A 25,901-nucleotide genomic window follows, 5' to 3' on the forward strand; every position below is an offset into this window, starting at 1 on the left:
TGAGTCTCATGGAGCACACCGAGCGCCCAGGCGCCACAGCGCGCCCGACGACGCACCAGCCGCCCACCTGGAATCCCCTGCTCGCAGACGGCACCCTGGACTATGGGCTGGTTGACCTCTCCCGCATCGAAGATCAGCACTGGCTCCCCGCGCTGCACGCCGGGATCACCGCGCAGCGCGAAGCGGTAGAGGCGATCGCCGCCGATGACTCCCCCGCGAGCGTCGCCACCGTGCTGCACCCGCTGGGACTCTCCCACCGACTGCTCTCCCGGGTGGAGCGGGCGTTCTCCTGCATGTCCTCGGTGCACGCCACTCCCGAGCGGCAGCAGGTCCAGCAGGAGCTGGCCCAAGAACTGGCCGGGCACCGGGATTGGCTCACCCTGCACCCAGGGCTCTTCCGCCGGCTCGCTGCGTTGGAGACCGCGCTGGCGCAGGGTCAGGCCAGCGCCACCCCGGAGCAGCTGCGGATGCTGCAGAAGACGCTGGACGCAGCCCGCGCCGCCGGGGCAGGACTCGTGGAGGCCACCCAGCAGCAGCTGCGCGCGATCAACCTCGAGCTCACCGCCGCCGAGACCGCCTATGAGCAGCTTCAGCGGCAGGAGGCGGCCGCCCACGCGGTCCACTTCACCGAACTCTCGGAGCTGGCCGGACTCGGCGAGCAGGAGCTGGCCGCTGCGGAGGCGGCGGCCCGGGAAGCCGGTCACGTCAGCGGAGCGCTGCTGCCCCTGAATCTGCCCGTCCAGCAGGGCCCGCTGGAGCGGATGACCCTTCGCGACTCCCGGCGTCGGCTGCACCAGGCCTCCACGGCGCGCGGCACCCTGACCGATGACGAGGGCAGGACCACCAGTGCCATCGGAGCGCAGATCGCTCTGCTGCGCGCCCGGCGCGCACGGATGCTGGGCTTCGAGCATCACCTGGACAGCGTGCTGCCTTCGCGCACAGCCGAGGACCGCACCAGCATCGAGACGATGCTGCGCACCATCGCCGACGGCGCCTCGGCCCGGCTCGAGGCCGAGATCCAGACCCTGCGCGAGACCGGGGTCCTCGCGGGAAGCGCGTCGGACCCCGCGCACTCGAGCAGCACCGCAGAGCTCGACCCCTGGGACATCAGCTTCGGCTTCGCGACCGTGGCGAAGCAGCGGTCCTCTGATGCGGCCTCCGGCTCGGAGCAGTCGGCAGGAGCGGACCAGTCGGCAGGAGCGGACCAGTCGGCAGCAGCGGCCAAGGGGCAGGACGTGCCCCTTGAGGAGGCCCTGAGGCAGGTCTTCGCCGCGGCGTCCCGGCTCTACGGGATCACGGTGGTCGAACGTGATGACCTGCCCGGTTTCGCTCCCGGAGCTCGCAGCTTCGAGGTCTTCGAGGCCTCCGCAGAACAGCGGCCCGGTGCGGGCATCGGCCTGTTCCTGCTCGACCTCTTCGCCCGGCCGAGCAAGTCCGGCGGGGCGTGGATGAACTCCTTCTCGGTGGCCTCCACGTTGACCGGATCCTCACCGGTGGTGATCAACGCGTTGAACATCACCGCCCCGGCCCCCGGAGAAGAGCCGGCGTTGACGCCCTCGGCGATGCGCACGCTCTTCCACGAGTTCGGTCATGCCCTGCATGGCCTGCTGGCCGAGGCCGAGTTCGAGGAGCTCTCCGGCACTGCGGTGCCTCGGGACAACGTCGAGTTCCCGTCCCAGGTCAACGAGATCTTCCAGGAGCTGTTCACCGGTGGCCTCGCCGAAGCAGGGCAGGCGCCGGCGGCGGAGGACCTCTGGGGCAAGGGATTCAGCACCTTCGAACACATCGCCGCCGTCGTCCTGGACCTGGCCTGGCACACCCTCTCCGTCGAGGAGGCCGAGGCCGCCGCGGAGGATCCCGACGCGTTCTCCGCCGCCGCGCTCACCGCCTGGGGCCTGGATCACCCGTTGGTGCCGCCGCGGTATGGAACCGGCTTCTTCAAGCACATCTTCGCCGGATCCGGGTACGCCGCCGGGTACTACTCCTACCTGTGGGCCCAGGTGCTCGCCGCCGACGCCTCGCAGTGGTACCGGGAGCAGCTGGGTGCACTCGATGACTCCGAGCAGCAGGACCGTGCCCTGGCCGCGGCGGGCTCCCAGGTGCGCCGCGAGCTGCTGGCCCGCGGGAACACCCGGGATCCCCTGGAGTCCTACCGGATCAGCTTCGGCCGGGAGCCGCACATGGAACCCCTGCTGCGCCAGCTGGGGCTCTAGGCGGGAGATCGCCCCTCGGAGTCCTGGCTGCTGAGGAGTCATGGCGGCCTCGTGGCCGACGGGGTGACACTCCCCTGGCGGCGCCATCCAGGATGACGGCGCACACCTGGGAGCGCGCCGTGAACCGAGGAGGCGTCACGACCAGACGCCGCTGCCGCCTGCATCAATACCCGTCTCTTCGCACCCAGGCATCAGCGTCGGCCGTCGGCCTCCAGCAGACACGACGGTGGCTCTTTCCAGACCCGGTGCACCGTCATGGGCCTCCAGAGGCAGACCATGACTCGGACCGACGTCGCGCGCGGCCCGAGTCATGGCCTCTTCCTGGTACCCCATTCGCTCTCGAGGCTCGCGTTCAGGATGCCGCGGCAGTTGGCAGCGCGACGATCACCTTCCCCGAGAGACGTGGATTCGAGGCCGTGTCGAACAAGGTCGCGGGGTCCTCTGGATCCAGCTCATGGGTGATGACCTTCTCGATCTCTGGACGTGACTCCAGGAGCCGGATCGCTGCATCAATCTCATCGATGAAGCGGAACGCACCGACGAGTCGTATCTCGCCCGAGATGACGCGGGAGAGTCCCACGGGCCGTGAGTCCGGCGAGACCATGCCTACTTGGACGTGGACGCCCCCGGGCCGCAGAGCCCGGGAGACCGAGGCGTCGATGGCGGCCTCCACACCAGAGCACTCGAAGACCACGTCGAAGCTGTTCTCAGGAACGCTGCGCTTGGACACATCGAGGCAGACGGCTGCGCCTTGCTCCGCCGCACGTTCCAACGCCTCTGGCACCACATCTGTCACGGTGATGTGCGCAGCGCCCGCGGCATGAAGCGCCGCAACGGTCAGCAGACCGATCGGGCCGACTCCAGAGACGAGGATCCGCGCAGATTCCACCACGGCGCCCACCGAGCGGGCCTGCTCGATGGCGTGAAGCGCCACGGCGAGTGGCTCCGCGAGCACCGCGCGACGGATGGGGAGCTCAGTGGGAAGGGCACGAACCATGGCGCGGTCCACGGCGATGAACTCAGCCAAGGCTCCCTGAGTATGCGGCCAGGTGGAGGCGCTGCCGAGGTAGGATCCACCGGGCCGCAGGTGAGGGGCCTTCTCCAAGCCCTCCGTCGGTCTGCCCCACCGCGCCGGGTGGACCGTCACGGGCGTACCCACGGCGAGTCCGCCCGAGGGGTCGAAGGCGACTGCCCCCGACATCTCGTGTCCCGGGATCAGGGGCTCGCGGATTCGGAAGTCCCCGTTGGCTCCATCGCGGTAGTAATGCAGGTCAGAGCCACAGATCCCGACGTAGTCGACGCGGATCAGTACCTGCTGCTCGTGAAGCTCAGGCATCGGGACCGTCTCCCAGCGGCAGCTCCTCGGACCTTGGATCACCAGTGCGTGATTCGAACTGTGCGCGATGCCGGGGTAGTCATTCAATGTCGTCATGCGTCACACCACCGAAGTCATGCCACCGTCGACGAACAGGTTCTGTCCGGAGACGAAGCTGGAAGCCGGGGAGCTGAAGAACAGGAGGGCACCGGCGAGCTCATCCAAGGAACCCCAGCGTCCGGCCGGTGTGCGTTGACACACCCAGGTGTTGAAGTCCTCATCTGCCACCAGAGCCCGATTCATGTCGGTGGCGAAGTAGCCCGGGGAAATGGTGTTGACCTGGATTCCGTGGCGAGCCATGTCGGCGGCCATACCCTTGGTCAGCTGGGCTACGGCACCTTTTGTGGCCGAATACGGCGCAATCGTCTCCCGGGCCAACATGGATTGGACGGAACCGATGTTGATGATCTTTCCGGAACCGCGCTGAATCATTCCAGGGACCAGCGCCCGCGACACATAGAAGACGCTGCTGAGGTTGGACGAGACGATGTCATCCCAGTCTTGTGTGGCGAACTCCTGGAAGGGCCCCCTGCGCTGCAGCCCTGCGTTGTTCACCAGAATGTCCGGGGTGCCGCGTTCCTCGACGAGCCGGTCCAAGGAGGCACGAACCTGATCCGAATCCGTCACATCGAAGCTGACGCTGTGAGCCGGCCGGCCGGAGACGGACTCCACCTCCGCACGAGCATCTTCCAGTGCCGTGGCGTCGCGACCGTGGAGCGTGACCTCCGCGCCTGCTCCCGCCAGGGCCAAGGCCAGCTGTCGGCCAAGTCCTCGTGAGGAGCCTGTGACGAGCGCGCTCTGACCGGTGATGTCGAAGAGCCCCTGCGCTGCGCTCTCGGTGCTTCTGTGTGTCACTGCGTAGTTCCTTTCAGAGGAGCGAGGCTGCGAGGTAGACGACGACGACCATGACGAAGCCCAGCACCGACTGCAGTGCCTGCTGGACCGTCCAGGTCTTCAGCGTCTCCTTGACGTTCATCCCCATGAGCCGTCCGACCAGCCAGAACCCGGAGTCGTTGACGTGACCGGCGAATACCGATCCAGCGGCGGTTGCCAGCACGATCGAGGCCACCTGGAAGGAGTTGAAGTCTCCCGCCAGCACGGCCGGGGCTGCCAGACCGGCGGCTGTGACCAGCGCGACGGTGGCGGAGCCCTGGGCGAGCCGGATCGCGACGGCGATCAGGTACGCCGCGACGATGACGGGCAGCCCGAGATCGCTGAGTGAGTCCGCAAGGGCGTCGCCGATGCCGGAGGCGCGCAGCACACCGCCGAACATGCCACCGGCGCCGGTGATGAGGATGACCGAGCAGACCGGGCCCAGAGCCGAGTCGAGGAGCTTCTCCACGGCTGTGCCGGATTCACCGCGACGGTACCCCAGCACGATGGTCGCCACGATCACCGTGATCAGCAGCGCCATCATGGTGGTCCCGAGGAACGACAGCGCCTGAACCCAGGTGCTGTCCCCATCGAAGACTCCGACCGAGGTCAGGCTGTTCAGACCCGTGTTGAAGAGTATGAGCGTCATCGGCAGCAGAAGCAGGAAGACGATGGTCCTGACGCGGGGCGGGTTGCTCGGCTGGTCCTCGTCGACCTCACCGAAGATCGCCGGGACGGGAATCATCAGGCGCTGACCAACGAACATGCCCCAGAGGTATCCGGCGAGGTACCAGAGGGGGTAGGCGATCACCAGGCCGACGAGCAGAACGATGCCGAGGTTGGCCTCGTAGAGTTCGGACGCGGCCACTGGCCCTGGGTGCGGCGGCAGGAAGACATGCATGACCGAGAACGCTGCAGCGGTGGGCAATCCGAAGAGCAGCACGCTCTTGCCTGTCACTCGACGTGCGACGGCAAAGACGATCGGCAGCATCATGACCAGGCCGGCGTCGAAGAACATCGGGAAGCCCAGGATCAGAGACGCTATGCCAAGGGCGAAGGGAGCTCGACGTTCCCCGAACCTCGAGATCAGTGCTTCCGCGAGAGCTTTGGCTCCCCCGGAGTGTTCCACCAGGCGCCCCAGCATCGCGCCCAGTGCGACGAGGATCGCGACACTGGCCAGCGTGGCGCCGAATCCGTCAGTCAACGTCTCGGAAAGCGCTGACAGCGGAACACCGGCGACGACGGCGGTGAGGGTCGAGACCACGATCAAGGTGATGAACGCGTGGACCTTGAATCGAATGATCAATATCAGAATCAGCGCGACGGCGCCGACCGCGATGGACAACAAGGGGCCTGTGCCCAGAGTCTGAGTCCAATCTTCCATGGGTATCTCCGTTGCAGAGTAAGAATATTTCGCAGGTGCGAGGGATGTTGTGAGGCGGCGTCGGAGCCTTGTGATGACTGCGAAGAGCCGCCCACCTGTGTTTCCTGTCACATGGTGGCAGACAGGTAGTACTTTTGGCAAGAAAAGGTAGTACCTGTGTGTTTCTGGGCTCCGAGTGCCCGCGGTGTCGGTCTCTCAGGCAAGGGCCTCGTCGTCGGTGAGTTGGTCCTCCTCGACCGTCGCGTCGCGGAATCCCGAGATGACCAGCGCCAGGACTGGCGGCTGGACGAACCGGGCGATCACCATGGTCAGGCCAGTCCCCCACCGTTGGCCGATCCAGACCGAGAGCACCGTGCCGATGACCGTGCCGATGACCGAGCCGATGCCAGCGACGGTGAGCACCAGGCCGAGTCCGAGCGCTCCGAGTCCCAGATCGTTGAGGACCAGAACCGGCAGGACGGCGCCCATCATCGCTGAGCCGATGAACCAGGCGTGGCTGGACCAGGCCAAGGGTCCGAACCGAGGGTGCCGGTAGATCCAGCGCAGACCTTCACGCACCTTCCGGCGAAGCGGTTCCGGAGTGTGCGCGAGCGGCGTCTCGGCGGCGACATGCTTGAGTGTGAGCAGGACCGTCGCGGAGATGAAGTGGGTGATCGCGCCGAGCAGCAGCGCGAAGGGGGCCGTGACCAGGGCGACCAGGCCGCCTGCCACGGCGCTTCCCGTGGTCTGGGCCACGGTGTCGCTCTGCTGCAGCCGGGCGTTGGGCGCATGTGAGCAGAGGCCGCGAGCCGAGCTGCGGCAGGAAGGACTGGGAGGTCGCGTCGCTCATCAAGGCCAGGGTCCCGAAGCAAAAGATCAACACCATCACGGTTGCCACGTCGAGGAGTCCCAGCACGCCAACAGTCATAGCAGCAGCTAGGGCGCCCAGCGTGCCGCGTTGACCAGCCCTTGATCGAACGCGGTGCCGCTCAGAGACACCAGGACCAGAACCGAGAGGGCCACCGTGGTGATGTACGTGCCGAAGTCCGAGACGGTGGAGGCAAACCAGAACCGCATGAAGGCTGAGTTACCTCGCAGCTTCATGTCTGAGCGGGACGCAGGTCTGCGAGCGAACAGGATGGCAGCACGATCCAGCCCTCGCGCTCGGCTCGCGCCTGGTGTTCGGCAGGCGGAGGGTCATACCGACCCAGTGCAGCGGCGCGCGCGGCAAGGGCCGCCACCACGGCGTCGAAGGCATCGGTGGACTCCACCATGAGCTGCGCGTGCGGGCCCAGAGCCAACCAGGGTGCGTCGCGCTGCATCCGCTGCACCAGTGCCCGGCGCACCTGCGGGTCCGCCCGGTATCCGCGAACCTCCCACTCCCAGGTTCTGAGCGTGGCCCCGGGGTAGACCTCTACGACGACGCCGGTCCGGCCGGACCGGTCGACGAGAAGCCCGCTGGCCGCGAGTCCGCCGAGAAGACCCGCGCAGCGCATCGCGGTCAGACCGATCCGGTCGGTCGAGACGCTCAACGGCCAGCGTCCGATCTTCTCGCGGATCCACCGATCGGTCTCCCGGTAGGCCAACGTCCGGCGCCATTGCATGCGCCCATCCGGGCGCTGCTGGGCTGCGAGGTTCGCATGATCGGCGATGAACGAGACGAACTCATCGGGCCAGCCGAAGGCGCAATCGATGCCGATCCTGGTGATCCCTGCAGCGGCCTCGGTGATCTCCGCGTCCTCGACGTCGAGACTCAGCTGGACCAGTCGGGCGCCTCCGGATCCCCACTCGATCGTGGCCAGGGCTGTCCCCTTGCTCTCGGCGGCCAGATCGACCCCGGCGGTGCGCATCGGGACATCAGTCATGACCCTGACGCTACCCAATTGGACCCGGCGGTGCGTGTGCCGAGCCCTCGGAAGCGCTCCCGCCACGGTTTATCGCATCCCTATGCCATGTCCCATGGCTATGGACGGAAATAACGATGGGACATGCATAGGGATGCGACAGATGCGCGGAAGGAGCTGCGGAGCTGCGGGGAGCAGCGGGGAGGAGCGGGGCGGAGACGCCGCCGGGTCAGTCGGTGGCGGCGGCGGTCTGGGCGATCACGGTGCGGAAGCGCTGGGCGATGGTGACCACCGAGGCGACCCCGAGCAGGGTCAGCACCACCAGCAGCACCGAGGAGTGCAGGCCCAGGCCCGTGAAGCCGGTGAACACCAGGGTCAGCACCATCCGCTCGGAGCGTTCGGCGATCCCGACGTCGGCGGTGTAGCCCAGCGCCTCGGCCTTGGCCCGCACATAGGAGACCAGGTTGCCCGCCAGCAGGCAGAACGCCGAGGCGATCCCGAGCCAGACGTGGTCTCCCCCGGTGAAGAACCAGATCAGCAGGCCCAAGAACACCGCGCCGTCCTGGACCCGGTCCAGGCAGGAGTCCAGGAAGCCGCCCAGCACCGATCCCTGGCCGCTGATCCTGGCCATCAGCCCATCGACGAGATCCGAGAAGACGAAGACGGTGATGAACACCGTGCCCCAGAACAGCTCTCCCATCGGGTAGAAGACCAGCGCGCCCAGACAGACACCGATCGTGCCGATCACCGTGACCATGTTCGGGGTCATTCCGATACCCAGCAGCGCCTTGGCGATCGGGGTGAACAGCCCGCCGAAGAAGGCGCGCGCGTAGCGGTTGAGCATCTAGCGGTTCGCCTCCCAGGCCTCGGCCACCAGGGCGCGGGTCTCGCCCAGCGTCTGTGAGAGGTTCTTCGTCTGGGCGATGATCGGCATGAAGTTGGTGTCCCCGTTCCAGCGCGGGATCACGTGCTGGTGCAGGTGCGCCGCGATGCCTGCCCCGCCGACCTTGCCCTGGTTGACCCCCAGGTTGAACCCTCCCGGGTTCGCCGTGGCGCGCAGCACGCGCATGCACTGCTGGGTCAGCGTGATGAACTCCGAGGCTTCCTCGGCGTCGAGGTCGGTGAGGTCCGGGACGTGCCGGTAGGGGCAGACCATCAGGTGACCGGGGTTGTAGGGGTAGAGGTTCAACAGCACGAAGCAGCGTTCACCGCGGTGCACGATCAGCGACTCCTCGTCGCTGCGCTTCGGCCCCTGGCAGAACGGGCAGTCGCTTGACCCGCTGACCTGGTCCTGGCCGCGCTGCTGGTAGGCAGCGCGGTGTGGGGTCCAGAGGCGCTGGAAGGCGTCGGGCACGCCTGCCAGTTCGAACTCGTCGCCGGACCCCACCCGACTCAGCCTTCCTTGGATTCGATGGCCGCGAGGATCCGGGCCACGGCCGCGTCCACCGGCACCTGGTTGTCCTGGCTGCCGTCGCGGAACCGGAAGGAGACCGCACCGGCGTCGACGTCGTCGCCCCCGGCGATCAGCACGAACGGGATCTTGTCCTTCGAGGCCGTGCGGATCTTCTTCGGGAAGCGGTCGCTGCTGTCCTCGAGCTCGGCGCGCACCCCGGCGGCCTGCAGCTTCGCGACGACCTCGGTGAGGTAGTCGTTGAACGGCTCCGCCACCGGGATCGCGCGGACCTGGACCGGGGAGAGCCAGACCGGGAACGCACCTGCATAGTGTTCGGTGAGCACGCCGAGGAAGCGTTCGATCGAGCCGAACTTCGCGGCGTGGATCATCACGGGCTCCTGGCGGGTGCCGTCGGCGGCCTGGTATTCCAGGCCGAAGCGCTCGGGCTGGTTGAAGTCGTACTGCACGGTGGACATCTGCCAGGTGCGGCCGATGGCATCGCGGGCCTGCACGGAGATCTTCGGTCCGTAGTAGGCCGCGCCGCCGGGATCGGCGACCAGCTCCAGACCGGTCTCGGTGGCGACGTCTTCAAGCACCTTGGTGGCCTCCGCCCACTGCTCGGCGCTGCCGATGAACTTCTCTGAGTCCTCGTCCCGGGTGGAGAGCTCCAGGTAGAAGTCATCGAGTCCGAAGTCGCGCAGCAGCGAGAGCACGAAGCTGAGCAGGTGGCGGACCTCATCGGGGGCCTGCTCCTTGGTGACATAGGAGTGGGAGTCATCCTGGGCGAAGCCGCGCACGCGGGTCAGGCCGTGGATCACGCCGGACTTCTCATACCGGTAGACCGAGCCGAACTCGAAGAGTCGCATCGGCAGCTCGCGGTAGGAGCGTCCGCGGGAGCGGTAGATCAGGTTGTGCATCGGGCAGTTCATCGCCTTGAGCCGGTAGTCCTGGCCCTGCTTGGTGATGTTGCCCTCGGCGTCGCGCTCCTCATCCACGTGCAGCGGCGGGAACATGGTGTCGGCGTAGTAGGGCAGGTGTCCCGAGGTGTGGAACAGGCCGTCCTTGGAGATGTGCGGGGTGCCCACGTACTGGAAGCCGGCCTCGATGTGCCGGGTCCGGACGTAGTCCTCCATCTCGCGCTTGATGATGCCGCCCTTGGGGTGGAACAGCGGCAGTCCGGAGCCCAGCTCGTCGGGGAAGCTGAAGAGGTCCAGCTCGGAGCCCAGTCGACGGTGGTCGCGACGCTCGGCCTCGGCGAGCCGCTCCTTATAGGCCTTGAGGTCGTCCTTGGTCGGCCAGGCCGTGCCGTAGAGGCGCTGCAGCTGCGGGTTGGACTCTTTGCCGCGCCAGTAGGCGGCGGCGGAGCGCATCACGGCGTAGGCGTTGGCGATCAGCTTGGTGTTGGGCAGGTGCGGGCCGCGGCACAGATCAGACCAGATCCGCTCGCCGTGACGATCGACGTTGTGGTAAATCGTGATCTCCCCGCCGCCGACCTCGATGTTGGCGCCCTCGGCGGCCTCAGCGGCACCGCCTGCGCCGGCGGCAGCGCTGGCGACGCCGAGCAGCTCGAGCTTGTACGGCTCATCCGCCATCGCGGCCTTGGCCTGATCTTCGCTGACCACCTCGCGCTCGAACTGCTGGGTCTGGTTGATCAGCTTCTGCATGGCCTTCTCGATCTTCTTGAGATCCTCAGGCGTGAAGGGCTCGGCGACGTCGAAGTCGAAGTAGAACCCGTCGGTGATGTAGGGGCCGATGCCGAGCTTGGCCTCGGGGTAGAGCTGCTGGACCGCCTGGGCCATCACGTGGGCAGTGGAGTGGCGCAGGACGTTGAGCCCGTCGGGGCTGGCGATGTCCACGGCCTCCACGGCGGCGCCGGCCGGGATCTCCCGGGAGAGGTCCCAGAGCTCGCCGTCCACCCGCATGACCACGGTGGTCTTGTCCGCGGCGAAGAGCGTGGTGCCGGTGGTGCCGCGCTCGATGCTCGCCGTCTCGCCGTCGCGGGTGATGCTGATGGATTCAGCCGGCGCTGCGGCCTGGGACGGGGCTTCCGATGCTGCGTTTTCGGACACTTGGGATGTACTCCTCATGGATGTTCTGCGGACGCAGGTGATTCTACGGGAACGCCGGCGGAACTGAAGCGGGGCTCAGTCGCGCTGGCACCCCGGACACCAGTAGAGTCTTCGGCCCTGCAGCTCGGCCGCCTTGATGACCGTCCCGCAGCGTGGACAGGCGGTGCCCTGATGCTTATAGACCCAGTGCCGACGCGAGCCGCCGGTGCGCACGGTGCGGATCCGACCCTCGGCGACCCCGTCGCGCAGCTGCTCGGTGAGTCGGTCCCACAGTGGTGCCGCGCGCTCAGGATCCAGCTGGTTGCTGGGCGTATACGGGTCGAGCCCCTCGAGGAAAAGGGATTCTGCGCGGTAGATGTTGCCCACCCCGGCGATGACCGCCTGGTCCATCAGGGCGGCGGCGATGCTGATTCGACGTCGGCTGAGATTGTGCAGGAAGAGCTCGCGCAGCTGCGCATCGGCTCGGGCGTCCTGGCTGATCCCCTGGCGCAGCGGATCCGGCCCCAGCCGATCCACGACAGCCTGGTACTCGGTCAGGTCCAGCACCGCGCAGGTGGTGGGGCCGCGCAGGTCCGCCCACCCGTGCCGGGCGCTGACCCGGGCGCGCACCGCACCCTTGGGCGGTTCTGGGATGAGCCAGCCGTCCTCGGCGTAGCGTGGCTCGAGGGTCCCCACCGCGGCGCGCGGGGCACCGACCGTGGCCTCGGCCGCAAAGTCCGCATCGCCGCGGAAGCTGAACGCGCCGTAGAGCCCCAGGTGGACCTGCCACACCTCGGGACCGAGGTGCACGAACAGGTGCTTGCCCCAGGCCTCGGCATGCTGGGGCACCTGCCCGTCCAGACGCTGCGCGCCGGCGATGAAACGTCCCTGCGGAGAGCTGACCCGCCACGGATGACCGGCGAAGACCGTGTTGATCTGCGCGGCGAGCCGGTGGAGGGTGTGGCCTTCAGGCATGGATCAGTCGAGGATCTCGCCGGTGAGCTCATAGTGGGAGATCTTCCCGATCCGGCGGGCGTGGCGCTCATCTCCGCTGAACTCGGCACCCAGGAAGGCCTCCACGATCCCGGTGGCCTCCGCGAGGCTGTGCTGGCGCCCGCCGAGTGCGACGACGTTGGCGTCGTTGTGCTCCCGGGCGAGGACCGCGGTGTCGTGGTTCCAGGCCAGCGCGGCGCGGACCCCGGTGACCTTGTTCGCGGCGATCTGCTCGCCGTTGCCGGATCCGCCCAGCACGATCCCCAGCGCGTGCCTGCCCGCACCCTGGGCGGCCACCACCGCCGCGGCGGCGCGGATGCAGAACGCGGGGTAGTCATCCAGCGCGTCGTATTCCTGCGGTCCGTGGTCGATGAGGGTGTAGCCGAGGCCGCGCAGATGATCCACCAGGTGGGCGGAGAGCTCCATCCCCGCGTGATCGGTGGCGATGTGGACTTCGATGCTGTCTACCATGATCTCTTCTCAGACCTTTCGGGACGAGGGCGCGGGTGGCCCGAGGGCCGGGTCAATCCTACGTCGCGCGGCGAGGGGCCGGCGCTGGCCGCTGGGCAGCGCTGCCGACGGGAACATGGGCCGAGCGAGTATCGTTGCACCCTGCACCGCGCAAGAGGAGGAACATGTCCGAGCAAGAGTCCCAGCCCGCCCGCGAGCTTCCGAAGTTCTCGAACCGCCTGGGGGCACCGATAGCCACCGTGCGTCCAGTGGGCAAGCCTCCGTCCCAGGTCTCCGGCCTGCCCGGGCGCGCGGCGCCGCCGAGCTCAGGACCCTCCGACGCCGCCCTGGCCAACCCCGCACCGCCCGCCCCGGAACCCTCCGGCGCCGAGCAGCAGAGCTTCTACGATGCCGTCGGTGGGCGCAAGACCTTCGAGACCATCGTCGAGGTCTTCTACGCACATGTGGCCGAGGATGAGGACTTCCGGGCGATGTACCCCGAGACGGACTTGGAACCTGCCAAGGAGCGCCTGCTGATGTTCTTGGAACAGTACTGGGGCGGACCGCGCACCTACCAGGAGCAGCGCGGGCACCCCCGGCTCCGGATGCGGCACATGCCGTTCGCCGTGGACGCGCAGGCCCGGGACAAGTGGCTGAGGTTCATGCGCGCCGGAGTCGACGCCGCGGAGCTCTCCCCGCTGCACGAGCAGATCCTCTGGGACTACCTGGAGCGCGCCGCGCACTCGATGGTCAACAGCTGAGCCGGAGAGGCTCACACCTCTTCGGGGTGAGCGTCTTCAGCTCAGGCGCCTGAAGGCACTTAGCTCAGAGACTCGGCTCCCGGGTGCTGCGGCACAGGATGTAGCCGCCCTGCGAGCTGAGCCGGACCCAGCGGCCCCGACGGTGGATCGCGGTGGAGCCGCCAGCGCCCTCGGAGGCCAGGAAGTTCAGCGCGTGGGCGCCGAAGGCCGCGCCCGCCGGGATGGCGGCATCGCTGCGCTGCTGCGCCTGGGCCGCCTGCCCACCGTCTGCTGAGGCATCGGTCTCCAGGTCCCGGCCCCAGACCTGTTCCCGGACCTGCTCGACGACGGCGGCGCCCGCCGTGGTCGGCACGGCTTCGGTGATCTGGCGATGCCTGATGCGGCCTGGGAGCGCAGCTGGTCATCGGCCACACTTCCCAGCGGCTCCCAGCCCGAGCGAGGTGGCGTCACGGCCGCCCAGGGCACGCTGAGCCGGCTCGGCGGCAGCGAGAGCTCGGTCTCCGCCGGGTTCATCCGGGCGATGCGCTCACTGATCGAGCTGAGCTCCGCGGTGACATCGGCCCGGGACTCCTCGGCCAGGGCGACGGTGCGCAGTCCCAGCACCGCCGGCAGCTGGCTGGTCAGCGATCCCGGGGTCATCACCGGCACCCAGGCGGCAAGCACCCGGCCCACGGCCTGGAGCCGGATGCCTTGTTCTTGGATCCGCCTGGCGCGCTTGATGTAGGTGGAGAGGTCCTGGAGCGAGACGGCTTCAGCGAATCGCAGCGAGTCAGTCATGGGGCTCATTCTTCCAGAGCAGAGCGCACCTCATCGACCAGCACCTCCATGTAGCGCCGCGCCTCGCGGGGGTCCTGGTCCGCGATCGCTCGGGCCACGCCGTCGTGGGCGTCCAGCGCCTCTGGCATCGGTCGGGTCGGCATCAGACCATGCTGGGTGCGCCCGGAGAGGACCTCGGCGACGACGTCGGCCAGGGCAGCGAACATCGAGTTCCCGCCTGCTTCGAGCATCAGCCGGTGAAAGGCGATGTCCGCCGTGATGAACTCCGTGAGCTGCTCGGACTCCCCCAGCCGGCGCATGGTGGCGGCCAGATCCAGCATCTGATGTGCCTGGACCTCGGTCCGTCGAGCCGCGGCCAGCGCGGCGGCCTCGGTCTCCACCGCGATGCGCAGCTGGGTCAGCTCGATGAACGCGCCGCGCGCGTCGGCTGAGGCCAGGCGCCAGGCGATCACCGAGGGCGACATCACGTCCCAGTGCTTCGCGGCGGTCACCACCAGGCCTATGCGTCGCTTGGAGTAGAGCAGACCATGGGACTCCAGGACCTTGACGCTGTCTCGGGCCACGGTGCGCGAGACCCCGAAACGCTGTTGCAGCGACTCCAGGGTCAGCACGGCCCCAGATCGATGCGCCCCATCGACGATCTCGCGTCCGAGGGTCTCGGAGATCGCGTCACGGCCCACCCGGGCCACGGCAGAGTTCGCCACGGAGTCTCCTTCATCGACGCAGAACCAAACATCACACCTTTAGAACTTAAAGGTGCTATCTTAGCTGGAACGTGGTCCCCGTCACAGGGGGCTCGAGAACCAGCCCTCAGCACAAAGGAATTCGATGTCGAATCCCCCAGCACAGCCTAGCCCGGGTGAACCCACACCCCCTCGTCACCTCGTGGTGATGGGCGTCTCCGGCTCTGGAAAATCCACTCTGGCAGCCGCCCTTGCGGCAGACCTTGGCCTGCCGATGGCTGAAGCAGATGAGTTCCACCCACCTGAGAACATCGCGAAGATGGCGGCCCAGACCCCGCTCACCGACGAGGATCGCTGGCCCTGGCTCGAGTCCCTGCGCGATTGGATGTCCACCCAGGCGGCGACCGGCAGCGTGATCACCTGCTCCGCGCTGCGGCGCAGCTACCGCGATGTGCTGCGCACCGCCGCAGGGCGGGTGGTGTTCCTCCACGTGGATGTGGAGATTCCGCGGCTGAACACCCGACTGGCCCACCGCAGCGGACATTTCATGCCCCCGGCGCTGTTGGAGTCTCAGCTGAGCACCCTGGAAGCCCTCGAGCCGGGAGAGGACGGCGTGGTGCTCGCCAATGACACCACGGTCGAGAACCTCCTGGAGTCGGCCCGAGCCTGGCTCCGCAGCAATGCCTCCGCCTCCGACTCCATCGATGAGCAGAATCCCTCGTGACACTCGACGCTTGATCCTGCTCCCCCGGAGCCGGGCTGAAGGGCCGTTAGAGTGGAGGCACCTGACCCTGTCCACGCCCGAAAGGACGTCGCATGCCTGATCGCCGTTATGAGGTGCCCGCCGCCGCCGAGTCGGTGCAGCAGCTCGTGGACATGCTCCAGCTGAAGCACCTGGATCCCAGCGATGCCGAGGCGGCCGCCGGACGCAGCGGCGAGGATCATTTCCTCGGGCCGGTGTTCAAGCAGGCCTATTGGCGGGTCTTCGGCGGGCAGGTGCTCGCCCAGGCGGCGACCGCGGCCATGACCACGGTGGATCCTGACCGGCTGATCCATTCGGTGCACGGCTACTTCCTTCGCCCCGGTGACGCGAGCAAGCCGATCCAGGTCTCGGTGGAGCGGCTGCGTGACGGCGGCTCCTTCTCTGCTCGCCGCAGCCAGGCCTATCAGGACGGGACCCCGATCCTGTCCATGATCGCGTCCTTCCAGCGGCCTTCGGCCGGAGTGGCACACCAGCGCACGATGCCTGAGGGGGTCCCGGATCCCGAGGATCTGGCACCTCCCCAGGAGCTTGTGGGACACGTGAAGCACCCGATCGTGCATGAGTGGGCGCATGGACGCCCGTTCGACATCCGCCATGTGGACCGTCCGATCTACCTCGAGGCCGACCAGAATCCGCATGCCACCAGCGCGGTGTGGCTCAAGACCAAGGCCGCGCTGCCCGATGATCCCAATCTCCACCGGGCCGCGATCCTCTACGCCTCGGACTACACGCTGCTGGAACCGGTGCTGCGCCGGCACGGTCTCTACTGGGCCAAGCCGGAGATGAAGGTCGCCTCACTCGACCACGCCATGTGGTGGCACCGCGAGGCCCGCGCCGACGAGTGGCTGCTCTATGTCCAGCAGAGCCCGAGCGCGCAGAACGCCCGCGGCCTGGCGCAGGGGTCCATCTACAGCCGCGACGGCGCGCTGGTCGCCTCGGTGGCCCAGGAGGGCATGGTGCGGCCCCCGGAAGGTCTGCGCCCGAAGCTCTCCGAGAAGATGCAACAGACCCTGGTGAACAGCTCCCGCGCCACTCGGGCGATCAACAAGAAGTACGCCCAGACCTGGTCCTCGCGCTACCTGGAGACCTGAGCCTGGCGGGCTGGAGGCCAGCCCGCCGCGACTCCGCCACCCGGGAAGAGGATCGGTTCCTGACGGGCGGGCTCAGCAACTGGTGATCAGCGCCACGCTGCGGTAGGCCTGCAGCGTAGCGGTCGCCGTCGCCTCCCAGGAGTAGGAGCGGGCAAGCGTGGCCGCGGTCGCGCTGTAGCGGCTCCAGGCCCGCCGGTGCAGCACCAGCCAGCGCAGCTGCTCGGCCCACAGCGCAGGGTCCAGGCTAGGGATCAGCCGGCCGCTGCGGCGGTGGGTGATCAGCGAGGAGAGGCCGCCGACGTCGTGGGCGATCACCGGGGTGCCGCAGGCCATGGCTTCGAGCGCGACCAGCCCGAAGGATTCGCTGAACGAGGGCACCAGGACGGCGTCGCTGCCTCGGAAGAGCTCTGCCAGCTCCTCATGCGGCAGCGGGGGCAGAGCCTGGACCGCATCGGCGACGCGGCCCGGGCTGCCAGGGATTGGAGGTCCAGCACGTCGTCTCCGCTCTGGCTGCCGGCGACCACGAGCTGCACCGGCACCTCGGGCATCATCCGGCGCAGCGCGCCGAGGGCCTCCACGGCGACCTGCGGCCCCTTATGCGGCTGGAGCCGCCCGGCGAAGGCCAGGCGCAGCGCGCGCCCGGCCAACGGGCCGGAGCGCGGGTCCCTCCCCGCCGGCGGATGGAAGATCTCCAGGTCCACCCCCGGCCGGACCAGCGCGATGGAGGCGTCGGCGAGGCCGAAGAGCCGTTTCAGGTCGGCGATCTCGCGCTCGGTGTTGGCGGTCACCAGATCCGCGGCGCGGGCGATCTCCGCCTCCGCGAGGCTGCGCCGCGGGCTCGCTGAGGCCGTCGGGTCCAGCTCCTGCTTCACCGCAGCGATCGTGTGCATGGTGTGCACCAGCGGCGCCGAGAGCGCCCGGGCCAGCTGGATCCCGGCCAGCCCGGAGATCCAATAGTGCGAGTGCACCGTGGTGACCGGATTCATGTCGATCGATTCCAGGCTGCGCAGCGCCCGGGCGGCGAGCATGTCGACCCGTTCGGGCAGCAGTGACTTCTCGGCCCGCGCCTGCTCGCCCACAGCCAGGGTGTGGATCCGCCGGCCGTCATCGAGGACCGTGACGCTGTCCGCGCCGGCGGAGGTCTCGGCGTCGACGTCGCTGGTCACGATGTCCACGGTGAGACCCGACTGGGCGAGAGCCGCGCTGAGCGCGTTGACATAGACGTTGAGCCCTCCGGCGTCCCGATTTCCGGCCTGCGCCAAGGGTGAGGTGTGCAGGCTCACCATGACCACGCGGGCCGATTCCGGGTCGGTCTGCGAGGCTCGGCAGACCCCCGCAGGGACGCAGTCGGTGGACATGTGGCTCTCCATGACGCCGCGCGGCGGCGCGGCTGAGGGGTGTGGTGGTTCGGTCCTTATGCTACAGCGCGGTCATCGCCGCAGGTATTCCGCGCATTCGTTCGCGGCGTCGCCCTCGGGGGCGGAGGCACGCTCAAGCAGCCAGAGCCCCTCAGCATCCTCGATGACCGGTTCGAAGCCGAGCCGCTCGGCCCGCTCGAAGGCCTCCGCGGGGCTCAACGGGTTCGAGCCGCCCAGCTCCTGAACGGTGTCGTCGATGATGAGCCAGGTCAGCGCGTCCTCGTCGGTGGTGCCGTGCAGACCCACCGAGGTGCGGTCCACCAGGTGCGGCACCGCGGTGTCCGCGGCCTCCACGCAGACGTCGTCGGGCACGGCCTCGGTGACCTGCTGATGCGCCAGCGCCCGGTCCCCCATGGTCCAGTTGTCCGCGGTCACCGTGCGCTGCAGCGGAAAGACTCCGGGGAACGCCAAGGTGCCGACCAGACCGACCGCGATGACGGTGCCGGGCAGACCGACGGCAAGCGGTTTGAGCCGCGGCCAGCGCGCGATGAGCCGACGGGCGACGTCGAAGCCGGCGAGCAGGAAGATCGGGGTCAGGATCGCGTCGTACTGATAGATCACCGACCAGACGTTCGCTCGATCGTTGAACAGCCGCGAGAGCAGGATCGGGGCGCCGAGGAGCACATACGGGGAGGCGAAGGGCAGCAGCAGCAGCGGCAGGAAGTGCAGCGCCCAGAGTCCCACCTTGGTCGGGTGATCGAAGAGGATCACCACCGCGTTCCACGGCTGGGTGAGCAGGAAGACGATGGCGGCACCCGCGCTGGGCCCCAGTGCGGTGAACTCCCAGTAGCCGAACTCCCCGGCTGCGGAGAAGTGCGGGATCACCAGCTCCACGGCGAACCAGTAGCCGAAGACACCGAGGCCGGCGGTCACCAGCGCGGGCAGCCAGGCGCGCTTGATCGCGAGGACCAGGCTGAGCGCGATGAGGGTGACTCCCATGTCCTCACGCACCAGCAGCAGCGCCGCGCCGAGCCCCACGGCGAGCCACATCCGGCGACGCTCGATGGCCCAGATCACCCAGGCGATGAGCGGGACTCCGAAGGCGATCTCGTGGAAGTCCCAGTTCACCAGCGCCTGGAAGGGCCAGAAGAGCAGCAGCGCGACGGCGGCCAGCAGGGCCGGAAGGTGGCTGAACCAACCGCGCACCACCAGGTAGACCGGGATCGCTGTGGAGACCAGCAGAGCGATCATGCCGATGTTGAGCACCCGGGGATCGTCCCAGATCCAATACAGCGGGGCGAAGGCGGCGATGATCGGGTGGAAGTGATCCCCCAGCAGGTGGAAGTCCTCGCCCTTGATCGGCACGATCGGCGCCTTGAACAGCGAGTACTGGCGCACCGCCTGATCAAAGATGCCCAGATCGTAGCCCTTGGCCTCGAAGTTGCGGAACCGCAGCAGGGAGTGCGCGAGATACAGCAGAGCAGCCGCCGTCATGACGGCGGCCAGCTGGAGTCTATGCGAAATGGACAAGTGCCCCGGGGGGGATTCGAACCCCCGACCGGCGGATTAGAAGGCCGCTGCTCTATCCCCTGAGCTACCGAGGCGTGGACACGCAGAGTCTCAGCATCCTGAGCAGGTCCAGGCAGAGAGTCTACCTGCTCCTCACGGCCCCGGTTTTCCCCAGCGTCCCTCGCCACGCCGCCGAGGCGCCGGTCATCCACACCCACCGAAGATGACCCTGCCGGGCAGCCTGACCGCGAACACTGGTGGGACCCCGTCTCCGACTGCCACGGCCTGCGGCGGGGCCAGGCACACCGTGCCGTTCCTGAGCGGCCGTGACAGAGATGGAGGAGAGCAATGAGCGAAACGATCACCGTCCGCGGATTCCTGGGCGGCGAAGTGGAGGAGTTCACCACGCTCCAAGGGCTGCCGATCTCGAACTTCCGGCTCGGCTGCACGCCCCGGCGCTTCGACCGCAAGACCGAACAGTGGGTCAACGGGGAGACCAACTGGTACACCGTCTCGGCCTTCCGTCAGCTGGCCCAGAACGTCAAGAGCAGCCTGCACAAGGGCGACCCGGTGTTGGTCACCGGACGGCTGCGGGTGCGGCAGTGGGAGAACGAGAAGGGTCAGCGCGGGACCTCGGTAGAGATCGACGCCGAGGCCATCGGCTATGACCTGACCTTCGGCTCGGGCTCTTTCACCCGGCTCGGTGGCGCAGGCTCCGGGGAAGACAGCGGGCGCAACATGACGGAGTCGAACTCGGAGTCCTCCAACGGCTCTTCCAGCTCCGCCGCGGAGACTGCCTGGGGTACCGAGACCGCCGAGGCCCGGGAACCGGCCGAGGAGAAGGAGGCAGCCCCCTTCTGACCGGCACGACGCCGAGCGAAGGACCATGTCGAGCGAGGGACAATACGGGCACACGACTCGGCCCGCCCGCGGTCACCGAAGTGGTGTCGCGGGCGGGCCGAGTCAGCCTCGCAGGTTCCTCTGCGGGTTGATCGAGCAGATCAGTCGGTGACTGGGCTGCGGGATCAGTCGCGGGTGAGCCTGCGGTGAGTCACGCGGTGCGGACGGGCCGCATCGGCGCCGAGCCGTTCCACCTTGTTCTGCTCGTAGGACTCGAAGTTGCCCTCGAACCAATACCAGTCGGCAGGCTTCTCGTCGGTGCCCTCCCAGGCCAGGATGTGGGTGGCCACGCGGTCCAGGAACCAACGGTCGTGCGAGATGACCACGGCGCAGCCGGGGAAGTCCAGCAGAGCGTTCTCCAGGGAACCGAGGGTCTCCACGTCGAGGTCGTTGGTGGGCTCATCGAGCAGCAACAGGTTGCCGCCCTGCTTCAGTGTCAGGGCCAGGTTCAGCCGGTTGCGCTCACCGCCGGAGAGCACACCTGCCTTCTTCTGCTGGTCCGGACCCTTGAAGCCGAAGGCCGAGACGTAAGCGCGCGAGGACATCTCGACGGCACCCACGTGGATGAAGTCCAGCCCGTCGGAGACGACCTCCCAGAGGCTCTTCTCCGAATCGATGCCGGCGCGTGACTGGTCGACGTAGGAGAGCTTCACGGAGTCGCCCACAGCGAGCTTGCCGCCGTCGAGCTCTTCCATGCCCACGATGGTCTTGAACAGCGTGGACTTGCCGACGCCGTTGGGACCGATGACCCCGACGATGCCGTTGCGCGGCAGCGAGAAGGAGAGTCCTTCGATGAGCTGGCGGTCGCCGAAGCCCTTCTGAAGGTTCTCGGCCTCGATGACCTGGGTGCCCAGGCGTGGGCCTGGCGGGATCTGGATCTCGTCCATGTCGAGCTTCTTGGTGCGCTCGGCCTCGGCGGCCATCTCTTCGTAGCGGTTCAGGCGGGCCTTGGACTTGGTCTGGCGCCCCTTGGCGTTGGAGCGCACCCACTCCAGCTCGTCGGAGAGTCGCTTGGCCATCTTGACGTCTTTCTTGCCCTGAACCTTCAGGCGGGCCTGCTTCTTCTCCAGGTAGGTGGAGTAGTTGCCCTCGTAGGGGTAGAGCCGACCGCGGTCGACCTCACAGATCCACTGGGCGACGTGGTCGAGGAAGTAGCGATCGTGCGTCACGGCCAGCACGGCGCCCTCGTAGGCGGCCAGGTGCTGCTCGAGCCAGAGCACGGACTCGGCGTCGAGGTGGTTCGTGGGCTCATCGAGCAGCAGCAGGTCCGGCTTGGAGAGCAGCAGCTTGCACAGCGCCACGCGGCGGCGCTCACCGCCGGAAAGCACGCTGACGTCCGCCTCGGGTGGCGGGCAGCGCAGCGCGTCCATGGCCTGCTCCAGCTGGGAGTCGAGGTCCCAGGCGTTGGCGGCGTCGATGGCTTCCTGCAGGGTGCCCATCTCGGCCATCAGGGCGTCGAAGTCAGCGTCGGGGTTGGCCATCTCCTCGGAGATCTGGTTGAACCGCTGCAGCTGCTGGTAGATCTCGCCGACGCCCTCTTGGACGTTGCCGAGCACGGTCTTGTCCTCGTTGAGCGCGGGTTCCTGCATCAGGATGCCCACGGAGTATCCCGGGGAGAGACGTGCCTCGCCATTGGAGGGCTCATCGAGGCCCGCCATGATCTTGAGGATGGTGGACTTGCCCGAACCGTTGGGTCCGACCACGCCGATCTTGGCACCGGGGTAGAAGGACATGGTGACGTCATCGAGGATGACCTTGTCGCCCACTTTTTTGCGGGCGCTGATCATGGTGTAAATAAACTCTGCCATGGTCCCCAGGCTAGTCGGCGGGGCAGAGAATCTGCTAATGGCCCGCTGGGCCGTCCGGGCTGATCGGGCTTGCGCGGGTCAGTCGATCAGGTCCAGCTGATGCGGAGTCCTCGCGGTGGCCGGACGCAGCTCCACCCGCCATCGCTGGGAGGCCAGCTCGGCGACGTCCTCGACCGTTTCAGGCTCGGCACCCTCGGTGCGCAGCAGCATCCCCGCGAGGATTCCGCGGGCATGCTTGGCGAAGTGCGTGACGACCTTCCGCTGCCCGTCGCGCTCGGTGAAGCTGTTGACCATCAAGGTCTGTTCCGGCGCGGAGCGGTGGGCTTGGGCGTAGGAACTCGAGCGGCAGTCCACGACCAGCTGATCACCGATGTGTTCGGACAGCGGCTCGGCCAGGGCGGTCTTCCAGAAGCTGCCCAGTCGACCCGGTGCGGGACGTGCTGGAGCCGCACCGGGACCCTGCCCAGTGCCCGGGGCGCTGAGACTGACGCCCATGGAGAGGCGGTAGGCCGGGATCCGATCGGTGAGCGAAGTCACACCGAAGAGCCCGGAGAAGATCAGCACCTGCTTAGTAGCCCGGTTCAGCTGCTCGGGGGTCAGGGATGCGGAGTCCAGGGCCTCGAAGAGCACCCCGGTGTAGATCTCGTGCGCGGGTGCCGTGGGGGCGGTGCCGAGGTGGGCGTTGGCGCGCACCTCGGGCATCACGGTCTTGCCCACATTGAGGATCTGCTGCGCGTCCTCCTGCGCACTGACCTGGACCAGCGCGTCCATCACGGTGCTCCGAGCCTGGTCCAGCTCGGGCAGGATCAGGCTGCGCAGATCCACCGCGGATGCACTGGGATCGCTCGGGGGTGTCTTGCCCTCGGAGGGCGGCAGGAAGATCAGCACCGGGCAAGGCTAGCAAGCCGCCCGGGGAGGGACCGCCTCCGCGCGCCTGCGGCCTCAGGACCGGCCGTGTGCCCGGCCTCACCGTCGTGCCGGGGGCGGTGACTAGATCCCGTACCATGGTGAGCCGGGACGGGTCGGTCAGACCATCGCGGCTCGAGACTGAGGCCCGCCGGAGACGGCGGATAACTGCCTCGGGCCGAGGAAAGTCCGGGCTCCACAGGGCAGGATGGTGGGTAACGCCCACTCGGGGAGACCCGCAGGCCAGTGCCACAGAAAACAGACCGCCCGCGGCGCTCGTCGTCGCAGGTAAGGGTGAAACGGTGGTGTAAGAGACCACCAGCGCCCCAGGTGACTGGGGCGGCTAGGCAAACCCCATCCGGTGCAAGGTCGAACAGGATGTGTTTGAGGGCTGCCCGCCCGAGCATCCGGGTTGATCGCTTGAGGTCCGTGGCAACACGAGGCCCAGATGGATGATGGTCCGCCTCGGTGAGCAATCACCGCGGCGACAGAACCCGGCTTATCGACCGACCCGTCCCCCACCCGCTCCCCCGTGCCCTCCACGCGCGCGTGAACGCGCTCCGCTCTCCGGCGCCGAGCCAGTCGGCTTCGGCTAGACTCGCCTACGGACACATCGCGGTGTTCGCTTGTGATTCGAACACCCGATGGGTCCACGTAGACAATGACGTCTAGACGAGTGAGGACACGTCCAATAATGACCACTGAAGCAGACGAACAACTGCGCAGCTGGATCGACCGAGAGTCCCAGGCCGAGGCCATGATCCCTCTGCTGGGCAAGCTCTACCGTGAGAACAATGTGGTCACCGGGATCTACGGTCGCCGACTGGTCAATCGGTCCGCCATCGAGATCCTCAAGGCGCACCGCTTCGCCCGCCAGGTCGACGAGACCGAGCTTCCGGTCTCCCAGACCCTGCCCTTGGTGCAGGCGCTGACCACGCTGGATCTGGGCGCCGCAAGCATCGACGTCGCCCGGCTGAACTCCCGCTACAGAGCTTCTGCCTACGCGGCCTCCGAGGACATGGACGGCTTCCTGCGTGAGGAGCTGGCCGAGGTCATCGGCCGCGGCGGCGAAGGCATGATCGAGCCCCGCGACGTGGTGCTCTACGGCTTCGGCCGCATCGGACGGCTGCTGGCCCGGATCATCGTTGGCAACGCCTCCTCGGCCTCGGGGCTGCGACTGCGCGCCATCGTGGTGCGCCAGGGTGCCGAGGACGACCTCGCCAAGCGCGCCTCGCTGCTGCGCCGCGACTCGGTCCATGGGCCCTTCGAAGGGTCCATCCGGGTGGACCAGGAGAACCAGGCGATCATCGCCAATGGCACGTTCATCAAGGTCATCTACGCCTCGAACCCGGCGGAAGTGGACTACACCGCCCACGGGATCAGCAATGCCGTGGTGGTGGACAACACCGGCCGCTGGCGCGACGAGGAGGGGCTCAGCCAGCACCTCAAGGCTAAGGGCGTCTCCCGGGTGCTGCTGACCGCTCCGGGCAAGGGCGACCTGAAGAACATCGTGTTCGGGGTCAACCACGAGGAGATCACCGACGAGGACACAATCATCTCCGCGGCGTCCTGCACCACCAACGCGATCACCCCGGTGGCCAAGCTCATGGACGAGGCCTACGGGATCGACCACGGGCATGTGGAGACGGTGCACTCCTACACCAATGACCAAAACCTGATCGACAACTTCCACCCCGGGGAACGCCGCGGCCGGTCCGCGGCGCTGAACATGGTGATCAGCGAGACCGGTGCGGCGAAGGCCGTGGCCAAGGCGCTCCCCCAGCTGGCCGGGAAGCTCTCCGGGAACGCCATCCGCGTCCCCACCCCGGACGTCTCGATGGCGATCCTGAACCTGGAGCTGGACCGCGAGACCACCAAGGAGGAGCTCAACAAGTTCCTGCGGCGTGAATCCTTGGAAGGCCCGTTGCACAAGCAGGTCGACTACATCGATTCCGCGGAGGTGGTCTCCACCGATTTCGTGGGCACCCGAGCTGCGGGAATTGTGGATGGGCTGGCGACCATCGTGAACGGCAAGCAGGCAATCCTCTACGTCTGGTACGACAACGAGTTCGGCTACTCCGCTCAGGTGGTCCGGGTGCTGGAGCACATGACCGGCAGCGCCCCGGTGAAGTACCCGAAGGTGCAGTCGCGCGAGGCTTCGGTGAACAGCGGCGCCCCCACGGCGGCTCGCTGATTATCGGACGCGGTTAGTACTGAACTGCAACACGACGACGGCGACCCTCAATTCCTGGGGCGGGTTGCCGTCGTCGCGCTGGCTTGAGGGGCACCCTGAACCTCCGGAACCTACCTGCCATGCAGTCTGAACGTGGGCTCGTGGAATCCCCGTCGCAAGCAAACTCTCAAGGCATTGTCCAGCTTGTTCGTACGCACTCGGCACCAGGGGGAGGCCACGCCTTCTCAGCGGCTCTCCCGGCAACCAAGTTCACGACCACCACTTCTGCTTAGAGGACTCGCGCCTCGTTTCGGTTGGGTCGATTGTTCTAGCTTCAGTGCGATGTCGGCACTCCGTGCGTTGGGAAAACCTCACGGGGATGAGCCTGTCAAAGCTAACGGGTTCGATTCACAGCATTTGGACGGGCTCCGGAAGCGGAGGAAGACCGGGAGCCTTAGCCAGCCCGCCCCACCGTCATCGATGAGTTCACGAAGGGTCCACGCGGCACAGAACATGGCGGCGGGTCTGCTGCACCGGTAGGTGACATCTACTCTGGCTTGCCTGCGGGCGGCCTGGAAGGATGTCCTTGTGCCCAAGCCCTATCCCTCAGAGTTCCGCGA

The 25,901-nt window shown here is 67.6% G+C and carries 25 protein-coding genes, 1 tRNA gene and 1 other RNA gene; 8 read left to right on the forward strand and 19 right to left on the reverse strand.

The features are described 5' to 3' along the window. The first annotated feature begins 8 nt into the window (after positions 1 to 8). Positions 9 to 2,213: a M3 family metallopeptidase gene (locus BG28_RS07065; protein WP_036475333.1), complete on the forward strand. Its 2,205-nt coding sequence runs from the start codon at positions 9 to 11 to the stop codon at positions 2,211 to 2,213. Between the two features lie 352 nt (positions 2,214 to 2,565). On the opposite strand, the gene BG28_RS07070 is transcribed toward BG28_RS07065, so the two are convergent. The 11 genes from BG28_RS07070 to BG28_RS07115 all read right to left on the reverse strand — a co-directional run bounded on the left by BG28_RS07070 (position 2,566) and on the right by BG28_RS07115 (position 12,573). After that, positions 2,566 to 3,549 (reverse strand): zinc-binding dehydrogenase, encoded by a 984-nt coding sequence (locus tag BG28_RS07070; RefSeq protein ID WP_051501132.1) that lies wholly within the window; start codon positions 3,547 to 3,549, stop codon positions 2,566 to 2,568. Between the two features lie 99 nt (positions 3,550 to 3,648). Further along, the gene (locus tag BG28_RS07075; RefSeq protein ID WP_051501133.1) at positions 3,649 to 4,443 is read right to left on the reverse strand and encodes an SDR family oxidoreductase; all 795 of its coding nucleotides are present in this window, start codon (positions 4,441 to 4,443) and stop codon (positions 3,649 to 3,651) included. 13 nt (positions 4,444 to 4,456) lie between these two features. Then, positions 4,457 to 5,845 carry a GntP family permease gene (locus BG28_RS07080; protein WP_036475335.1) on the reverse strand — a complete coding sequence of 463 codons (1,389 nt, stop codon included), beginning with the start codon at positions 5,843 to 5,845 and terminating at the stop codon, positions 4,457 to 4,459. A gap of 195 nt (positions 5,846 to 6,040) precedes the next feature. Next, positions 6,041 to 6,580 carry an MFS transporter gene (locus BG28_RS07085; protein WP_051501134.1) on the reverse strand — a complete coding sequence of 180 codons (540 nt, stop codon included), beginning with the start codon at positions 6,578 to 6,580 and terminating at the stop codon, positions 6,041 to 6,043. Between the two features lie 180 nt (positions 6,581 to 6,760). Further along, positions 6,761 to 6,901 carry a hypothetical protein gene (locus BG28_RS15645; RefSeq protein WP_161634811.1) on the reverse strand — a complete coding sequence of 47 codons (141 nt, stop codon included), beginning with the start codon at positions 6,899 to 6,901 and terminating at the stop codon, positions 6,761 to 6,763. Positions 6,902 to 6,924: 23 nt separating this feature from the next. Further along, on the reverse strand, positions 6,925 to 7,689 hold the full coding sequence (locus tag BG28_RS07090; RefSeq protein ID WP_235181017.1) for a DUF429 domain-containing protein: 765 nt from the start codon (positions 7,687 to 7,689) through the stop codon (positions 6,925 to 6,927). Positions 7,690 to 7,897: 208 nt separating this feature from the next. Next, on the reverse strand, positions 7,898 to 8,512 hold the full coding sequence (gene pgsA / locus BG28_RS07095; RefSeq protein ID WP_036475340.1) for a phosphatidylinositol phosphate synthase: 615 nt from the start codon (positions 8,510 to 8,512) through the stop codon (positions 7,898 to 7,900). Further along, positions 8,513 to 9,064 (reverse strand): HIT domain-containing protein, encoded by a 552-nt coding sequence (locus BG28_RS07100; RefSeq protein ID WP_369797207.1) that lies wholly within the window; start codon positions 9,062 to 9,064, stop codon positions 8,513 to 8,515. It lies immediately after the preceding gene. Then, positions 9,061 to 11,130, reverse strand: coding sequence for a threonine--tRNA ligase (gene thrS, locus BG28_RS07105; RefSeq protein ID WP_051501135.1), 2,070 nt, complete (start codon positions 11,128 to 11,130; stop codon positions 9,061 to 9,063). The genes BG28_RS07100 and thrS overlap by 4 nt, the downstream gene beginning before the upstream one ends. A 75-nt stretch (positions 11,131 to 11,205) precedes the next feature. Next, positions 11,206 to 12,084: an Fpg/Nei family DNA glycosylase gene (locus tag BG28_RS07110; protein ID WP_036475346.1), complete on the reverse strand. Its 879-nt coding sequence runs from the start codon at positions 12,082 to 12,084 to the stop codon at positions 11,206 to 11,208. 3 nt (positions 12,085 to 12,087) lie between these two features. Continuing rightward, positions 12,088 to 12,573 (reverse strand): ribose-5-phosphate isomerase, encoded by a 486-nt coding sequence (locus BG28_RS07115; RefSeq protein WP_036475350.1) that lies wholly within the window; start codon positions 12,571 to 12,573, stop codon positions 12,088 to 12,090. Positions 12,574 to 12,899: 326 nt separating this feature from the next. Here BG28_RS07115 and BG28_RS07120 point away from each other — a divergent pair, with 326 nt between their 5' ends. Then, complete coding sequence (locus BG28_RS07120) at positions 12,900 to 13,313, forward strand: globin (protein WP_051501145.1); 414 nt, start codon at positions 12,900 to 12,902, stop codon at positions 13,311 to 13,313. Between the two features lie 64 nt (positions 13,314 to 13,377). On the opposite strand, the gene BG28_RS14385 is transcribed toward BG28_RS07120, so the two are convergent. Continuing rightward, positions 13,378 to 13,665 carry a hypothetical protein gene (locus BG28_RS14385; protein WP_051501136.1) on the reverse strand — a complete coding sequence of 96 codons (288 nt, stop codon included), beginning with the start codon at positions 13,663 to 13,665 and terminating at the stop codon, positions 13,378 to 13,380. An 18-nt stretch (positions 13,666 to 13,683) separates the two neighbouring features. On the opposite strand from BG28_RS14385, the gene BG28_RS14390 reads away from it, so the two are divergent. Beyond that, complete coding sequence (locus BG28_RS14390) at positions 13,684 to 14,037, forward strand: hypothetical protein (protein ID WP_051501137.1); 354 nt, start codon at positions 13,684 to 13,686, stop codon at positions 14,035 to 14,037. A 58-nt stretch (positions 14,038 to 14,095) separates the two neighbouring features. Here BG28_RS14390 and BG28_RS07130 read toward each other — a convergent pair whose 3' ends face one another. Then, positions 14,096 to 14,794: a FadR/GntR family transcriptional regulator gene (locus tag BG28_RS07130; RefSeq protein ID WP_036475353.1), complete on the reverse strand. Its 699-nt coding sequence runs from the start codon at positions 14,792 to 14,794 to the stop codon at positions 14,096 to 14,098. 187 nt (positions 14,795 to 14,981) lie between these two features. On the opposite strand from BG28_RS07130, the gene BG28_RS07135 reads away from it, so the two are divergent. Both BG28_RS07135 and BG28_RS07140 read left to right on the forward strand, forming a co-directional pair. After that, positions 14,982 to 15,497 carry a gluconokinase gene (locus tag BG28_RS07135; protein WP_036475356.1) on the forward strand — a complete coding sequence of 172 codons (516 nt, stop codon included), beginning with the start codon at positions 14,982 to 14,984 and terminating at the stop codon, positions 15,495 to 15,497. Positions 15,498 to 15,589: 92 nt separating this feature from the next. Further along, complete coding sequence (locus tag BG28_RS07140; protein ID WP_036475358.1) at positions 15,590 to 16,627, forward strand: acyl-CoA thioesterase II; 1,038 nt, start codon at positions 15,590 to 15,592, stop codon at positions 16,625 to 16,627. 72 nt (positions 16,628 to 16,699) lie between these two features. Here the strand turns inward: BG28_RS07140 and BG28_RS14925 are convergent, their stop codons facing one another. The 4 genes from BG28_RS14925 to BG28_RS07155 all read right to left on the reverse strand — a co-directional run bounded on the left by BG28_RS14925 (position 16,700) and on the right by BG28_RS07155 (position 19,589). Further along, complete coding sequence (locus BG28_RS14925) at positions 16,700 to 17,056, reverse strand: glycosyltransferase (protein ID WP_369797208.1); 357 nt, start codon at positions 17,054 to 17,056, stop codon at positions 16,700 to 16,702. Continuing rightward, positions 16,939 to 17,985, reverse strand: a complete 1,047-nt coding sequence (locus BG28_RS07145) for a glycosyltransferase (protein ID WP_051501140.1) — start codon at positions 17,983 to 17,985, stop codon at positions 16,939 to 16,941. Before BG28_RS07145 ends, BG28_RS14925 begins: the two co-directional genes overlap by 118 nt. Before the next feature lie 72 nt (positions 17,986 to 18,057). Then, positions 18,058 to 19,479: a DUF2079 domain-containing protein gene (locus tag BG28_RS07150; protein ID WP_051501141.1), complete on the reverse strand. Its 1,422-nt coding sequence runs from the start codon at positions 19,477 to 19,479 to the stop codon at positions 18,058 to 18,060. Between the two features lie 37 nt (positions 19,480 to 19,516). Continuing rightward, positions 19,517 to 19,589: transfer RNA gene (locus tag BG28_RS07155), tRNA-Arg, on the reverse strand. A gap of 253 nt (positions 19,590 to 19,842) precedes the next feature. Between BG28_RS07155 and BG28_RS07160 the strand changes: the two genes are divergently transcribed. Continuing rightward, positions 19,843 to 20,355 (forward strand): single-stranded DNA-binding protein, encoded by a 513-nt coding sequence (locus BG28_RS07160; protein WP_084479548.1) that lies wholly within the window; start codon positions 19,843 to 19,845, stop codon positions 20,353 to 20,355. A gap of 164 nt (positions 20,356 to 20,519) precedes the next feature. On the opposite strand, the gene ettA is transcribed toward BG28_RS07160, so the two are convergent. Together ettA and BG28_RS07170 are read right to left on the reverse strand one after the other, a co-directional pair. Beyond that, complete coding sequence (gene ettA / locus BG28_RS07165) at positions 20,520 to 22,202, reverse strand: energy-dependent translational throttle protein EttA (protein WP_036475362.1); 1,683 nt, start codon at positions 22,200 to 22,202, stop codon at positions 20,520 to 20,522. Between the two features lie 78 nt (positions 22,203 to 22,280). Beyond that, positions 22,281 to 23,090, reverse strand: a complete 810-nt coding sequence (locus BG28_RS07170) for a YaaA family protein (RefSeq protein WP_036475364.1) — start codon at positions 23,088 to 23,090, stop codon at positions 22,281 to 22,283. A gap of 130 nt (positions 23,091 to 23,220) precedes the next feature. Between BG28_RS07170 and rnpB the strand changes: the two genes are divergently transcribed. Then, positions 23,221 to 23,626, forward strand: an RNA gene (rnpB, locus tag BG28_RS14400) — RNase P RNA component class A. 176 nt (positions 23,627 to 23,802) lie between these two features. After that, positions 23,803 to 25,302, forward strand: a complete 1,500-nt coding sequence (locus BG28_RS07175; protein ID WP_036475366.1) for a glyceraldehyde-3-phosphate dehydrogenase — start codon at positions 23,803 to 23,805, stop codon at positions 25,300 to 25,302. Positions 25,303 to 25,901: the final 599 nt, after the last annotated feature.

Source organism: Nesterenkonia sp. AN1 (genome assembly GCF_000582475.1).
GTDB lineage: Bacteria > Actinomycetota > Actinomycetes > Actinomycetales > Micrococcaceae > Nesterenkonia > Nesterenkonia aurantiaca.

Excerpts from the sequence above, each read along its gene's own strand:
- BG28_RS07065 (WP_036475333.1), top strand. The coding sequence starts at position 9 with ATGGAGCACACCGAGCGCCCAGGCGCCACAGCGCGCCCGACGACGCAC.
- BG28_RS07070 (WP_051501132.1), bottom strand. The coding sequence starts at position 3,549 with ATGCCTGAGCTTCACGAGCAGCAGGTACTGATCCGCGTCGACTACGTC.
- BG28_RS07080 (WP_036475335.1), bottom strand. The coding sequence starts at position 5,845 with ATGGAAGATTGGACTCAGACTCTGGGCACAGGCCCCTTGTTGTCCATC.
- BG28_RS15645 (WP_161634811.1), bottom strand. The coding sequence starts at position 6,901 with ATGCGGTTCTGGTTTGCCTCCACCGTCTCGGACTTCGGCACGTACATC.
- BG28_RS07090 (WP_235181017.1), bottom strand. The coding sequence starts at position 7,689 with ATGACTGATGTCCCGATGCGCACCGCCGGGGTCGATCTGGCCGCCGAG.
- pgsA (WP_036475340.1), bottom strand. The coding sequence starts at position 8,512 with ATGCTCAACCGCTACGCGCGCGCCTTCTTCGGCGGGCTGTTCACCCCG.
- BG28_RS07110 (WP_036475346.1), bottom strand. The coding sequence starts at position 12,084 with ATGCCTGAAGGCCACACCCTCCACCGGCTCGCCGCGCAGATCAACACG.
- BG28_RS07115 (WP_036475350.1), bottom strand. The coding sequence starts at position 12,573 with ATGGTAGACAGCATCGAAGTCCACATCGCCACCGATCACGCGGGGATG.
- BG28_RS14390 (WP_051501137.1), top strand. The coding sequence starts at position 13,684 with ATGCCTGATGCGGCCTGGGAGCGCAGCTGGTCATCGGCCACACTTCCC.
- BG28_RS07135 (WP_036475356.1), top strand. The coding sequence starts at position 14,982 with ATGGGCGTCTCCGGCTCTGGAAAATCCACTCTGGCAGCCGCCCTTGCG.
- BG28_RS07140 (WP_036475358.1), top strand. The coding sequence starts at position 15,590 with ATGCCTGATCGCCGTTATGAGGTGCCCGCCGCCGCCGAGTCGGTGCAG.
- BG28_RS07145 (WP_051501140.1), bottom strand. The coding sequence starts at position 17,985 with ATGTCCACCGACTGCGTCCCTGCGGGGGTCTGCCGAGCCTCGCAGACC.
- BG28_RS07150 (WP_051501141.1), bottom strand. The coding sequence starts at position 19,479 with ATGACGGCGGCTGCTCTGCTGTATCTCGCGCACTCCCTGCTGCGGTTC.
- BG28_RS07160 (WP_084479548.1), top strand. The coding sequence starts at position 19,843 with ATGAGCGAAACGATCACCGTCCGCGGATTCCTGGGCGGCGAAGTGGAG.
- ettA (WP_036475362.1), bottom strand. The coding sequence starts at position 22,202 with ATGGCAGAGTTTATTTACACCATGATCAGCGCCCGCAAAAAAGTGGGC.
- BG28_RS07175 (WP_036475366.1), top strand. The coding sequence starts at position 23,803 with ATGACCACTGAAGCAGACGAACAACTGCGCAGCTGGATCGACCGAGAG.